10 protein-coding genes are annotated in these 14,059 nt (G+C 60.2%); 5 read left to right on the top strand and 5 right to left on the bottom strand.

Translation table 11 applies throughout. The annotated features are described in order from the left end of the window. The first annotated feature begins 159 nt into the window (after window positions 1-159). Complete coding sequence (locus tag B2V90_RS09265) at window positions 160-672, top strand: hypothetical protein (RefSeq protein ID WP_228222218.1); 513 nt, start codon at window positions 160-162, stop codon at window positions 670-672. Window positions 673-733: 61 nt separating this feature from the next. Here B2V90_RS09265 and ppdK read toward each other — a convergent pair whose 3' ends face one another. The 3 genes from ppdK to B2V90_RS09280 all read right to left on the bottom strand — a co-directional run bounded on the left by ppdK (window position 734) and on the right by B2V90_RS09280 (window position 6,751). Next, a complete protein-coding gene (ppdK, locus tag B2V90_RS09270) occupies window positions 734-3,430 on the bottom strand; it encodes a pyruvate, phosphate dikinase (protein WP_228222217.1) in 2,697 nt (898 codons plus the stop codon). A gap of 139 nt (window positions 3,431-3,569) precedes the next feature. Next, window positions 3,570-5,852: a glycine--tRNA ligase subunit beta gene (glyS, locus tag B2V90_RS09275; protein WP_228222216.1), complete on the bottom strand. Its 2,283-nt coding sequence runs from the start codon at window positions 5,850-5,852 to the stop codon at window positions 3,570-3,572. Beyond that, window positions 5,849-6,751 carry a glycine--tRNA ligase subunit alpha gene (locus tag B2V90_RS09280; RefSeq protein WP_228222215.1) on the bottom strand — a complete coding sequence of 301 codons (903 nt, stop codon included), beginning with the start codon at window positions 6,749-6,751 and terminating at the stop codon, window positions 5,849-5,851. The genes glyS and B2V90_RS09280 overlap by 4 nt, the downstream gene beginning before the upstream one ends. Window positions 6,752-6,879: 128 nt before the next feature. On the opposite strand from B2V90_RS09280, the gene B2V90_RS09285 reads away from it, so the two are divergent. The 4 genes from B2V90_RS09285 (at window position 6,880) to pth (ending at window position 10,114) form a co-directional block, all read left to right on the top strand. Beyond that, a complete protein-coding gene (locus B2V90_RS09285) occupies window positions 6,880-7,773 on the top strand; it encodes a TraB/GumN family protein (RefSeq protein WP_228222214.1) in 894 nt (297 codons plus the stop codon). A 4-nt stretch (window positions 7,774-7,777) separates the two neighbouring features. Next, window positions 7,778-8,665 (top strand): TraB/GumN family protein, encoded by an 888-nt coding sequence (locus B2V90_RS09290; RefSeq protein WP_228222213.1) that lies wholly within the window; start codon window positions 7,778-7,780, stop codon window positions 8,663-8,665. 174 nt (window positions 8,666-8,839) lie between these two features. After that, complete coding sequence (locus B2V90_RS09295) at window positions 8,840-9,466, top strand: 50S ribosomal protein L25/general stress protein Ctc (RefSeq protein ID WP_228222212.1); 627 nt, start codon at window positions 8,840-8,842, stop codon at window positions 9,464-9,466. A gap of 81 nt (window positions 9,467-9,547) precedes the next feature. Beyond that, complete coding sequence (pth, locus tag B2V90_RS09300) at window positions 9,548-10,114, top strand: aminoacyl-tRNA hydrolase (protein WP_228222211.1); 567 nt, start codon at window positions 9,548-9,550, stop codon at window positions 10,112-10,114. Between the two features lie 55 nt (window positions 10,115-10,169). Here pth and B2V90_RS09305 read toward each other — a convergent pair whose 3' ends face one another. Together B2V90_RS09305 and B2V90_RS09310 are read right to left on the bottom strand one after the other, a co-directional pair. Continuing rightward, entirely contained in the window at window positions 10,170-13,439 is a 3,270-nt protein-coding gene (locus B2V90_RS09305) for a M10 family metallopeptidase (RefSeq protein ID WP_228222210.1), read from the bottom strand. A gap of 281 nt (window positions 13,440-13,720) precedes the next feature. After that, complete coding sequence (locus B2V90_RS09310) at window positions 13,721-14,032, bottom strand: hypothetical protein (protein ID WP_228222209.1); 312 nt, start codon at window positions 14,030-14,032, stop codon at window positions 13,721-13,723. Between the last annotated feature and the right edge of the window lie 27 nt (window positions 14,033-14,059).

Genomic DNA, 14,059 nt, shown 5'->3' on the forward strand with positions numbered 1-14,059 from the left:
TCCAGCTGAGCTACGGGTGCGTTGGAGAGGCGCAGATAGAAGCGCCCGGCCGATTGGGCAAGCCTTTTTTACACTTTTCCTTCCGCTCGATCCGCCTGCGCGGGCATGGGGCAACCTTTGCGTCCGTCCGCCGTTCAAGCCGCAGGAAAGGAGGCCATCATGAGCTTCACCATGAATGACCTGGCGCTGTTGTTGATCGCCCTGATCGTTGGCTGGTTACTCGGGCTGATGATGAGCGGGCGCGGCAAATATAAGCGACTCTGGCGCGACGAGCAGATCGCGCATCGCACCGTTTTGAAGGAGCGGGACGGGGCGATCCGGGAGCGCGATGCCCGCATAGAGGCAGCCAATGCGCGCATCGCCGAGCTGGAACGGCATAGCGGGCCGATCGGCCCGGGCACGGCCACTGCTGTTGGCGGCGCGGTCCATGGTCGGGATGACCTCAGCCGGATCACGGGTCTGACGCAGGCGCAGGAAGTTGCGTTGAACGAAGCCGGCTATCACCGCTACGGCCAGATCGCCGGATTGAGCGCGGAACAGGAAGCCACGCTGGAAGCACGTCTGGGATTGAAGCCAGGCACGATCGCGCACGAAGACTGGCGCGGTCAGGCACGGTCGCTTGAACGCGGCGACAAGCCGGGCCTGCTGGGTCGCCTTACCGGATCAGCGTAAGCCGCCTCAAACCCATGTGATCACGAGAAAGGGCGGGAGCATTCACTCCCGCCCTTTTTTGTCATTTGCTCGCCAATGCCGCCTGGGCGGCCGCTAGTCGGGCGATCGGCACGCGGTAGGGCGAGGCCGAAACATAATCGAGGCCGGTTTTCTCACAGAAAGCGATCGACGCGGGATCGCCCCCATGTTCGCCGCAAATGCCAAGCTTGATGCCGGTGCGGGTCGCGCGGCCGCGCTCGGCCGCCAGCTCGATCAACTCGCCTACGCCCTCTACGTCGATGCTGACGAAAGGATCACGGGCAAAAATGCCCTTGTCCACATATTGCGTCAGGAAGCGGCCGGCATCGTCGCGGCTGATGCCGATGGTTGTTTGCGTAAGGTCATTGGTGCCAAAGGAGAAAAATTCGCCAACTTCGGCAATTTCCCCGGCCTTGAGCGCAGCGCGCGGCAGCTCAATCATCGTGCCGACCAGATAGTCGACCGACGCGTCCTGTTCGGCGAAGACATCCTTTGCGACCTGATCGACGATCGCCTTCATCAATTCCAGTTCCTTGCGGGTGGCGACGAGCGGGATCATGATTTCGGGGATCGGTGCTTCGCCGCTGCGCTGCTTCACCAGCAACGCGGCCTCGAAAATGGCGCGGGCCTGCATCTCGTAAATTTCAGGATAGGTCACCCCCAGGCGGCAGCCACGATGGCCGAGCATAGGGTTGAATTCATGCAGTTCGCTCGCGCGGCGCTTCAACGCCTCGACACCGACGCCGGCGGCCTTGGCCACCTCCTCGAATTCCGCCTCTCCATGGGGCAGGAATTCGTGCAGCGGCGGATCGAGCAAGCGGATAGTGACGGGCAGGCCCGCCATCACCATGAAAATCTGGGCGAAATCGTCGCGTTGTTCGGGCAGCAGCTTGTCAAGCGCGGCACGGCGACCCTTCTCGCTGTCGGCCAGGATCATCTCGCGCACGGCGGTGATGCGCGCCGCATCGAAGAACATATGTTCCGTCCGGCACAGGCCGACGCCCTCCGCACCGAAATCGCGTGCAGTCTGGCAATCGAGCGGAGTTTCCGCGTTGGCGCGCACCTTGAGGCGACGAACCTTGTCGGCCCACTCCATCAGCGTGCCGAAATCCCCGGCCAGTTCAGGTTGCACGGTCGGCACTTCGCCCGCCATGACCTCACCGGTCGCGCCGTCTATCGTCAGGACATCGCCTTCCTTCAACTCGCGCGAACCGATGCGGAGGATCTTCCTGGCATTGTCGATCGACAAGCCACCCGCACCCGATACGCAGGGGCGCCCCATGCCGCGCGCCACGACAGCGGCATGGCTGGTCATGCCGCCACGCGCGGTCAGGATGCCCTTGGCCGCGTGCATGCCGTGAATATCTTCGGGGCTGGTTTCGACGCGCACCAGGATAACCGCGTCACCCAATTCGTTGCGCCGCTCGGCGGTATCGGCATCAAACACGATGAGGCCGCTCGCCGCACCCGGCGAGGCGGGCAGACCTTTGGTCAACACATCGCGCGGCGCGTCGGGATCGAGTGTGGGATGCAGCAACTGGTCGAGCGCCGCGGGATCGACCCGCGCGACGGCCTCCTCCTGCGAAATCAAGCCTTCGGTCGCCATATCGACGGCAATTTTGAGCGCGGCCTTGGCGGTACGCTTGCCCGACCGCGTCTGGAGCATCCAAAGCTTGCCCTGCTGCACCGTGAACTCAATGTCCTGCATGTCGCGATAATGGGTTTCGAGGATTTCGAACACCCGCGCCAGTTCGGCGTAGGTTTCGGGCATCGCCTCTTCCATCGACAGCGGCTTTGCCCCTGCCCGCTCGCGCGCGGCCTTGGTGAGATATTGCGGCGTACGGATACCCGCGACCACATCCTCGCCCTGCGCGTTGATCAGATATTCGCCATAATAGGCGTTCTCGCCCGTTGCGGGATCGCGGGTGAAGGCGACGCCCGTGGCCGACGTGTCGCCCATATTGCCGAATACCATCGCTTGCACATTGACCGCCGTGCCCCAGTCACCCGGGATCGAGTTCAGGCGGCGATAGACCTTGGCGCGATCCGCCTGCCAGGACCCAAACACAGCGCTGATCGCACCCCAGAGCTGATCATGCACATCCTGCGGGAAGGGCTTGTTCCACAGCTTTGCAACAAGCGCCTTATATTCGGTGACGAGCGCCTTCCAGTCGTCGGCGCTCATTTCGGTGTCGAGCGTATAGCCCTGATCTTCCTTTGCGATTTCCAGCGCTTCCTCGAACGCGCCATGGTCGAGTTCCAGCACCACGTCCGAATACATCTGAATGAAGCGGCGATAGCTGTCCCAAGCGAAACGCTCATCGCCCGACGCAGCGGCGAGGCCGAGCACGGTTTCATCGTTGAGGCCAAGGTTCAGCACCGTATCCATCATGCCGGGCATCGAAATGCGCGCGCCCGAACGAACCGATACCAGCAGCGGGTCGGCCTTGTCACCGAACGTCTTGCCGGTCACGCTTTCGATATGGGCGATGCCGTTCGCCACTTCATCGCGCAGGCTGTCTGGATAGACGCCGCCATCCTGATAATAGCGCGTGCACATTTCGGTCGTGATGGTGAAGCCCGGCGGCACCGGCAGGCCGATCGCGGCCATGCCGTCCAGATTGGCCCCCTTGCCGCCCAGAAGATTCTTGTCGCCCTCGCCCCCGTCATTCACGCCACCGCCGAACCGATAGACATAGCGGGTCATGCTGTTCATCTGGGCCTCTTGTGTCTTCACCATGTTCCGGCTCTCCCTGCACTGATTGCCGAGTTTTGTGCGTTGCAATAATATTACCGCAATTAGCGGCTCAATGCGTGGCAGGATAGGAATATCCCACCCGCCTCATCAAAATTCTTGTCACCTTTGCAAGCTTCTTGCTTCAACCCGCAATCTTCGAAAAGTCGGCGACATTGTGCACTGCGTCACGAACCTTTGCCAGCAGGGCAAGGCGACTCGCGCGCTTGTCCGGATCGGGATCGTTGACGGTCACGCTGTCGAAGAAAGCATCGATAGGCGCGCGCAGCGTCGCGAGCGCCGTCATCGCATCCTCGAACCGCTCCTCTGCTACGGCCTGGGCGGCGCGGGGTTCGGCGGCATCGAGCGCGGCGATAAGCGCGGCTTCAGCGGGTTCGGGGGTGTAGTTTGCGCTCATGCCAGCGAAGGCCGGCACCTCAGGCGTTTGCTCTCCGCCGTTGGAGACCCCAGCCTTCGCTGGGGTGACGGATGGGGGAGATTCCTTCTTGAGGATGTTTGCTGCGCGCTTGTAGCCCGCGAGCAGGGTCGCGCCGTCATCGGTAGCAACGAAGGATTGCAGCGCCTTCACGCGCGCCAGTAGGCGGACGAGATCGTCCTCCCCGCCGAGCGCGAACACCGCATCGATCAGGTCGTGGCGGACCCCCGCTTCCTTCTGCTGGACCTTGAGGCGGTCGGCAAAGAAGTCGAGCACACTGGCAGGTGCAGTACGTGCCTGGTCAAGCGTTGAAGTGATCTCGTTATCACCTCGAATCGAAGCCCATAAGCGAGCCTCCTGCAAAAGTGCTTCCAAGGCATCAACACGATATGCTGTTGATAGGGAAGAGTTATCGAAGGCAGCCAGCACAGCCGCTTGATCCTGCCATTCCCGCAGCGCTTGGAAGCCTGTCCAAACCTCTGCCGAGGCAACGGACAATATGCTATCAAGGCTTCCTCGTAGCCTGTTTTCCAGGATCAGTCCGATAACGCTGATAGCGGCTCGACGTAGCGCAAATGGATCGCGCGAGCCGGTAGGTGATTGCCCGATTACGAAAAAGGCAATCAGCGTATCCAGCTTATCCGCCAAACTCACCGCCACCGTCACCGGCGCAGTCGGCACTTTGTCGCCCTGCCCGACCGGCTTGTAATGGTCGCTGATCGCATCGGCCACGGCATCAGGCAGCCCCTCGGCGCGTGCGTAGTAGCCGCCCATAATGCCTTGAAGTTCGGGGAACTCGCCGACCATTTCGGTGACGAGGTCGGCCTTGCACAGTTGGGCCGCCTGACGCGTCAGCGCCGGGTCGCAATTCGGCACGATCCCTTCGGTGGCCAGCCATTCGGCCAGCTTCGCAACGCGCTCCACCTTGTCCGCGACGGTGCCGAGCTTCTCGTGGAAGGTGATGCGCTCCAGCTTCTTCGCGTGGTCCTCCAGCCGAGTCCTGCGGTCCTGTTCCCAGAAGAAGCGGGCGTCCGAAAGACGCGCGGCCAGCACCTTGCGGTTGCCCGCGATGATCGCGGCCCCGCCGTCCTTCGCCTCGATATTGGCGGTGCAGATGAAGGCCGGGGCCAGATTCCCGTCCGTATCCCGCAGGACAAAATATTTCTGATTGATGCGCAGGGTCAGCTGGATGACTTCGGGCGGCACCTCCAGGAAGGCCGGGTCGAAATCGCCGAGCAACGGCACCGGCCATTCGGTGAGGCCCGCATTCTCCGCGACCAGCCCCTTGTCCTCTATGACGGTGTAGCCGTGCGCGGCGGCGGCTTCGGCGGCTTTCGCCGCGATGATCGCCTGCCGTTCCTGATGGCTGGCGATCACATGGCAGGCGCGCAGCTTCTCCACATAGTCATGCGCGCCGCCGATGGTGATTTCGCCCGGATGATGGAAGCGATGGCCAAGTGTCGCATAACCCGATCGCAGCCCTTCCATCTCGATATCGACCAGCTGGTCGCCCAATATCGCGACAATGCCCTTCAATGGCCGCACCCAGCGCAGGCTTTCGGTGGTCTGGCTTGCCGCGCCCCAGCGCATCGACTTGGGCCAGGGGAAGGCGCGGATGACAGTCGGGACCGCTTGCGCCAGCACATCGGTGGTCGCGCGGCCGGGCGTGTTCACGACAGCGAACCAGACGCCGTCCCGCTCCTCCAGCTGGTCCTGGGTCAGGCCGGTCTTGCGCAGGAAACCGTCGAGCGCCTGCGCCGGCGCGCTGGTGCGGGGACCTTTAAATTCTTCGCTGACGGCGGCCGTTTCCAGGGGCAGGCCGCGCACGATCAGGGCCAGCCTGCGCGGAGTCACGAAGCTCTCGATGGCGGACGGCTTCAACCCGGCCTTGGCCAGTTCGTCCGTGAACAGGCGCGCCAGATCGTCCGATGCCTTCAATTGCATGCGCGCGGGAATTTCCTCGCAGCGCAGTTCGAGGAGGAAGTCAGTCATACGGCGGTCCATCCTGGAAATTTTTCATTCCATTCATCCCAGTTGCCGGCGATCCACTCCATGCAACTGCCTTTGGCCATCTCTCGCACCCGGCTCATGTAGCTGGCACGCTCTTGCACCGAAATGACGCCGCGGGCTTGCAACAGATTGAACACATGGCTTGCCTTGATCGCTTGGTCATAGGCTGCGAGCGGCAACCGTGCTGCAATCGACGCCCTGCACTCGGTCTCAGCATCCTTGAACCAGCGCAGCAGCTTGTCCGTGTCGGCGACCTCGAAATTCCATTTCGACATCTGCCGCTCATTTTCCAGGAAAACGTCGCCATAGGTGACGCCGGCGTCGTTGAATTTAAGGTCGTAGACGCTATCGACACCCTGAATATACATGGCAAGCCGCTCAAGCCCGTATGTCAGCTCCCCCGCGACCGGCTTGCAGTCGAAGCCACCCATCTGCTGGAAATAGGTGAACTGCGTCACTTCCATGCCGTCGCACCACACTTCCCAGCCCAGGCCCCAGGCGCCCAGCGTCGGACTTTCCCAGTCGTCCTCGACAAAGCGGATGTCGTGAACCAGCGGATCGATGCCGATTTCCACCAGCGACCCCAGATACAGCTCCTGCAAATTTGCGGGGCTGGGCTTCATGATCACCTGATATTGGTAATAATGCTGGAGCCGGTTGGGATTTTCGCCGTAGCGGCCATCGGTCGGTCGACGGCTGGGCTGCACATAGGCTGCGTTCCAGGCGTCCGGTCCCAGGCTGCGCAGCGTGGTGGCCGGGTGGAATGTGCCCGCGCCCACTTCCATGTCATAGGGTTGCAGGATGACGCAGCCCTGCTTCCCCCAATAGGCGTGGAGGGTCAGGATCAGGTCCTGGAAGGAAAGCGCCTTGCTCGTCGCCACCGATGGTCCTTTTCGCTCGAAACTTGGCCTCGCGCCTTGGCGCATGGCAGGAAAAGGGTCAAGGGGAAGCGGCCGCAAACAGGGTTAAGGGCCTTGCCCTGCGCGCCTGCGCTGCGCATGGATGGAACATGACGATTTTTTCCACCTTGCTGCGCGTCGCAGCCGCCGCGATGCTGCTGGTCGGCGGAAACGCGCAGGCCCGTTCCGATACTGTCGCCACCCCTGCCCTCTGGCGCGTCAGCGATGCGGACACCACCATTTATTTGTTCGGCACCGTCCATGTCATGAAGCCGGACGTCGTCTGGTTCGATGGCAAGGTGAGGCGCGCCTTCGACGCATCGGACGAGCTGGTGCTTGAGATTATCGAACCGGACGATCCCCGTGCTCTGGGCACGACCATGGCCGGCATGGCGCTGGCCAAGGACGAGGTGAAGCTGTCCGATCGCCTGTCGCCGCCCGCCCGCACCGCCTATCAGGCCGCGATGGAGGCCAATGGCCTGCCTTGGCAGAGCTTTGAATTGTTCAACCCCTGGATGCCCGGCATGGCGCTGTCGGTCGCTCCCCTCGCCCGCGCAGGGTTTCGCACCGATCTTGGCGCGGAAAAGATCCTGCGCGCGGCCGCCACCGACGCAGGGAAGAGCCTCGACGCCCTCGAAACCATCGAACAGCAGATCGGCTTCTTTGCCGGGCTGCCCATGGATCAGCAGATCAGCTTTCTCAACGCCACGGTCGATGGCCTGCCCGATCTAGACAAGAGTTTCGACTCTCTGCTGCGGCACTGGAAGGCTGGAGAGCCTGAACAACTGGCGCGGGAGATGAATGAGTCGCTGGAGGCCACGCCGGAATTGGCCCGCGTGCTTCTTACCAATCGCAACGCCAACTGGGCGCAATGGATCAAGGCGCGCCTCGATCGCCCCGGCACAGTCTTCGTCGCGGTAGGCGCGGGCCACCTCGCCGGCAAGGGCAGCGTACAGGAGCAACTGGGCGCGCTCGACATCAAGGTCAGCCGGGTGAAGGATTGACAGCATGACCAGCCTTATTCTCCGGTTCCTCGCGCTCTGTTCGCTGACGCTGGCCGTCGCTTGTGACAAGGCGCCGCCTTCCCCCACGCAAGAGCAGGGCGGACCGGCGTTGTGGCAGGTGGAGCGCGGCGCGCTCAAAGGCTGGCTGTTTGGCACCATCCACGTGCTGCCAACCGGCGTGGCGTGGGACACGCCGCCGATCCGCGACGCGATGGCGAAGGCCGACAGACTGGTGCTGGAGGCCGCGGACTTGCAGGATCAGCAAAAGACGCTCGGCATTTTCGAAGATATGGGCCGCAGCCCGAACCTCCCTCCGTTGGAGCAGCGCGTTCCTGCGAAGGAAAGACCGGCGCTGCTCAAGGCGATCAGCGATGGCGGCACATCCTCCCAGCTTCTGTCGGGATATGAAAGCTGGGCCGCTGCCATGCTGCTGTCCGCCGCCAGCCAGCAGGCGCTCCACGTCAGTCAGGATAATGGCGTCGAACCCGCGCTGATCGCCGCCTTCAAAACGGCCGGGAAGCCAATCAGCGGACTGGAAACCGTCGAACGCCAGTTCCGCGCGTTCGACACGCTGCCCCCGGAGGCACAATCGAAATTGCTGGTGCAGACCGTGCACGAGGCCAAGGGCATGAAGGCGCTCTACGATCGCATCCTGACCGCCTGGCTCAAGGGCGATATGGAAGCGATCGCGAAAGAGGACCAGATCGGCGAACAGCCCGACCCGGTTGTCGAGGAAGCGATATTGACCGCACGCAACCGGGACTGGGCCGAAACCATAGAGCCGATGACCGGTCGCCCCTTTATAGCCGTGGGCGCGGGCCACCTGACCGGCAAGGACAATCTGATCGAGCTGCTGAAGGACCGAGGGTTCACGGTGACGCGGGTTCAGTAGAAGCGGAATCACAACTGCCCGCTGCTGTCACTTTCGCTGTCGGCCTGCTTTGCCATCCCGGCGACGTCCTATGCTTGCCTTTTGCCCATTTTCTGCTAATGGCGCGCCTTCCCGCGATGGTCATCCCTGGAGGCGTGGCGGGAATTTGTGCAATCAAGCTTTTGGAGACACGCAATGAGCGAGCAGCTTACGCTGTCGGCCGAGGCACGCGATCGGGCAGGCAAGGGAGCCTCCCGCGCTCTCCGCCGTGAGGGCCGCGTACCCGCCGTCATCTATGGTAACAATGAAGAACCCCAGTCCATCCATGTCGAGGAAAAGCTGCTGAGCAAGCTGCTCGGCACCGGGCACTTCTTCAATTCGGTCGTCATGGTCGAGGTGAACGGCAAGGCCGTGCGCACCCTGCCCAAGGATGTCGCTTTCCATCCCGTGACCGACCGTCCGCTGCACGCCGACTTCCTGCGCGTTTCGGAACATGCCACCGTCAACGTCAATGTGCCGGTGCGCTTCGAAAATGAAGACGCGGCGCCGGGCCTCAAGAAGGGCGGCGTGCTCAATGTCGTTCGTCATGACGTCGAACTGATCGTCGATGCCGCCAACATCCCAGAAGACGTCGTCGTCGACCTCAAGGGCTTTGAAGTGGGCGATTCGATCCACATCAGCGCGGTGACGCTGCCCAAGGGCGCGAAGACCGCGATCGACGATCGCGATTTCACCATCGCCACCATCGTCGCGCCGTCCGCGCTCAGGAGCTCGGAAGGCGACACGACCAAGGAAGACGAAGGCGAAGCAGAGGCCGAATAAGGCTTTTGCCGGCCTTTCGGCTGGAAAAGATCATCCCGCCCGCCTACCCGGCGGGCGGGATTTTTCATGGGAGCGCGGGATATGCAGATATGGGCCGGCCTCGGCAATCCGGGCACGCAATATGCGATGCACCGGCATAATGTCGGCTTCATGGCCATCGACCTGATCGCCGACATGCATCGCTTTTCCGCGCCGAAAAAGCAGTTTCAAGGCTGGGTGCAGGAAGGCCGGATCGGCAATGACAAGATCCTGCTGATGAAGCCCGCGACTTTCATGAACGAAAGCGGGCGGTCGATTGGCGAAGCGATGCGCTTCTACAAGTTGACGCCCCAGGATGTGACCGTCTTTCACGATGAACTGGATCTGGTGCCGATGAAGGTGAAGGTGAAGCGCGGCGGTGGCAATGCCGGGCATAATGGCCTGCGCTCAACCGACGCACATATCGGGAATGACTTTCGCCGCGTGCGGATCGGCATCGGCCATCCCGGACACAAGGACAAGGTGCATGGCTATGTGCTGGGCAATTACGCCAAGAGCGAGATGGACGCGCTGGCCGACATGTTGGGCGCGATTGGCGCGGAAGCGCCCTGGCTCGCTGCCGGCGACGACGCGCGTTTCATGAACGAAGTCGCATTGCGCCAGGCATGAAAACAGCGCCCGGTCGTACCGGGCGCTGCTATATGGCTATGGCCTTTAGTTTCACTTAGACGATGACGAATTCCGCGTTGGTCATCGCCAGACCAGCGGACAGATGCGCGAACAGCACTGCGGCTCCTGCGCCGCTGCCATCGGCATCGTAAAAGAGATCGCCGGTCGCGCTGTTGTAGATGATCCGGTCATTGGCATCCGCAGCCGCCGCACCGATGTGGAAGGCGTTTGCCGCCAATGTGCCGGTTGGCAACCCGCCGACTGCCGCCGACAGGATGTTGATCGTATCGTTCGCGACGCTGTAGTCCGTAATCGTGTCGACATTGGTCGGACCAAAGCCGTTGAGGAACGCAAACACATCATTACCGCCACCGCCGGTCAGACTGTCACTGCCCGATCCGCCGTTGAGGTAATCGTTATTGTTGCCGCCATTCAGGTCGTCATCACCGGCACCACCATTGAGCGTGTCATTCCCATTTCCGGCCAGAATGAAGTTGCTGAGCGAGTTACCAGTCAAATTATCATTATAGGATGATCCAAATATGTTCTCGATATTGCTCAAGGTATCTGTACCAGCACCCCCAGTATTCTGAGCCACTCCCACGCTCAAATTCACCGTAACTGCGGCACTTGAGGAACGATAATCCGCAGCGTCAATTCCATTACCGCCATCCAGGATGTCGTTGCCTACGCCGCCATCCAATATATCATCGCCACCTTCGCCCAGCAGAGTATCATCCCCCCCGCCGCCGACGAGTTTATTGCCAATAGCACTTCCGGTGATGATATTATTTAGTCCATTTCCGGTGATTAAGGAAGCTGATCCAACAGCTGTAATATTTTCAACATTTGTTCCGGCAATGGAATAGGTCACCGATGCATAAACGATATCGGTCCCGGAATTTGAGAACTCGATGACTGCATCGCTGGCGCTATCCACATAATAGGTATCATTGCCCGTGCCACCGGCCATATAATCGACGCCAGTTCCACCATCGAGCAGATCGTTACCATCTTCGCCATACAGAAAATCATTTCCTCCTTGGCCAAGGAGTGTATCGTTGCCGCTGCGCCCCCATAGCGAATTGACCTCTCCAGACCCGCTAATCGCGTCCGAACCAGTGTTGCCAATAACATTCTCGATACTGGACAGGCTTATCGCTCCTGCGCCACCGGGCGTATAATTGAAGGTTCCGTCGGCCAGATCGATCGTGGAGGTCGCTACGTTGGTACCGGAGATATCAAAAGTGTCGGACCCCGCGCCCCCTACGATTATCTCTCCATAGCTGCCGTTCCATCCGTCAAAAAGTCGGAACAGATCATCGCCAGCTTCGCCATACATCAGGTCACGGCCACTGCCACCGTCGAAGACATCATCACCATCACCGCCGATGAGAAGGTCGTCTCCAGCACCGCCGTCAAGGATGTCATTGCCAGCGCCGCCATAGAGCATATCGGAACCGGCACCTCCGAAGATGGAGTCGTTTCCGCTCATCCCATCAATACTATCATCTCCAGATTGACCGTATAAAGTATTGCCGGCCGCATTTCCCGTGATCGTATCGGCCAATTGAGTGCCGTAGACATTTTCGACCCCCGTAATCGTCCACGGGCCACCATAGAGCGGGTTATACTGCCAGGTTCCGCTGGCCAGATCGACGATCGCGCCGTAAAGATCGATCTGGCTGAGATCGAGCGTATCGACCCCGGTACCGCCATTCATATTGTCGCCAAATTCTGCAACGCCGCCGATCTGGCGCTGGATGAACCAGTCGTTCCCCGCTTCGCCATAGACGCTATCGGTTACGAAACCGCCATAGATGATGTCGTTACCATTGCCGCCATAGATGACATCGGTGCCGCCCGCGCCGTCCAGGATATCGTCACCGTCACCACCATAGAGCGTATCGTCGCCCTCGCCTCCGGCCAGATAGTCGTTTCCAGCATTGCCGTAGAGCGTGTCATTGCCGTCATTGCCATAGAGGCTGTCATCCCCTCCATTGCCGCGCAGCACGTTGTCGATGCTGTTGCCGCTGATGACGTCATTGCCCGACCCGCCATTGGCATTTTCGATCATCGATGCGGTATTGCCCTGATAGAGCATCGCATTGAAGATATTGCCGCGCGCATAGACGCTGCTGCCATTATTGCCGAGATAGGCAAGCTGCGCCTGGCTGAAGACGGAATAACCACCGGGATTGAGGTCCAGCGTCAGGTTGCTGGAGTAATTGGACAGGTCATAGGTATCGACTCCGCCGCCGTCCCAGATGGTCGCGAAGATGCGATTGCCACCCGGATCGATCGCGACTTGCCCGTTGATATAGGTTTCACCGGTTGTCGGATTCCACGAATAGGTGGTGTTGCCCGAGTTCACCGTGAAGTCAGCGCCATACATCGCCTGCAAGGCCGCAATGTCGAGCATCATATAGGTTTGGGGCGCCCCCCACTGCTCGTAGGAGTAGCCGCTCAAAGGCGCGCCGACGTAGCTGCGATAGGTCATGACCGTGAATTCGATCGAATCCCAGGCGGTTGGCAATGGGCCATAGGCGCCGCCCGTCTGACCATGCGCCAAGCCCAGCGAGTGGCCCAGTTCATGGAACATGGTGTGCCAGGCATAGTTGCCGGCGACGGGCGTCTTGTAGGAATAGATCGTCCCATCATAGCCATTGCCGAAGAATGTATCCCCGCCATAGATGCTGCTGCTGGGATAATAGGCATAGGCCGTGCCCGGATCGCTGGAATTTGCGCCGCGGATCGTCGCGATCGACGAGCCTGCTCCATCGTAGGACAGGCTCAATCCCGTGAAGGACTCTACGCCGAAAGCGGTAGCCGCGCTTGTTTGGGTATAGGCGACTGAATTGAGAGCCGTGTGAAAGGCTACCATCTGCATAGCAGTGAATTGAGAGAAACCCTCATTTTGCGCGCTGACGCCGTCGCCATCCGAATCCGAAAAATAGCCAGACTGATAATCCGCCGCAGAATCCGTGTCGCTATAATAGACGGTTTGCGAGGTGTCCCATTTGATCCCGCTCAAAATACCGTCAATCAACTGATTGCCGGTCGCAGCCTGCGCCAGCGTGGTATTGCCATTCCCATTGAATTGCGGATCGCCCAGACTGCCTGGCTGCCCGACAGGATCGCCAGGGTCTTCCATGACATCCTGGGGATACAGCAGCAGAATATCGCTGCGGACGGCTTCGTTGCCCATTATCGACCAAAGGTCGGCGGTGCTGCTGATGGAATAGGAAGTAGGCAAAACAGACGCGCTATTGTCGTCTTCGTTAAAGATGATCTTGGCCGGCCCGGCCCCCGAGAGCTTGAGCATACATCCTCCTGCAATGTGAGTTGGATGACACGTTCACTGTGCCCGTTGGCGACCCCTTACCAAGCCGATATAATCTTTATTTCATTTTATTGCCAAACATTAGTTTTTGATGATTTTTCATTATGATAGCATGTAGTAAAAACCAAGATATTGAAATGTTTTGACTTATTTTCTACTTGATTGTCAATTAAAGTTTCACAATATTTCAATTGGTTAGCGTTTGATTGTCAGGGCGATGGCCATAGTTGCCATGAGCAAGATTTTTCCTAGGGCTTTTCCGTCTATCGGCGCGGTGAACCCAGCACTGAGTCGAGCCTCTTTTCCGCGTCGCTAGCCAGCGGATGATCAGGATAGCGGGAGATGAACAGCTGGTAGGCGGTAACTGTGTTTCGCTTCACTGCTTCTACATATTGATCGCGGATCGCCTTTTCGGCATCGCCCGGCGGCGGCATCACGCCGCCTGTTCCCGGGGGTGCATGCGGCATGGTGGCAGGGACGGCATCATCGGTTGAGGCGGAACTGGCGGCATTGCCCGCACAACCGCTCACCGCGACAAGGATCATCAAGACCGGATTGGCACTATGGACAAACATGGCGCGTCCCTCTCCACTTGATCATAT

The organism is Sphingobium sp. UBA5915 (assembly GCF_002431195.1).
GTDB lineage: Bacteria > Pseudomonadota > Alphaproteobacteria > Sphingomonadales > Sphingomonadaceae > Sphingobium > Sphingobium soli.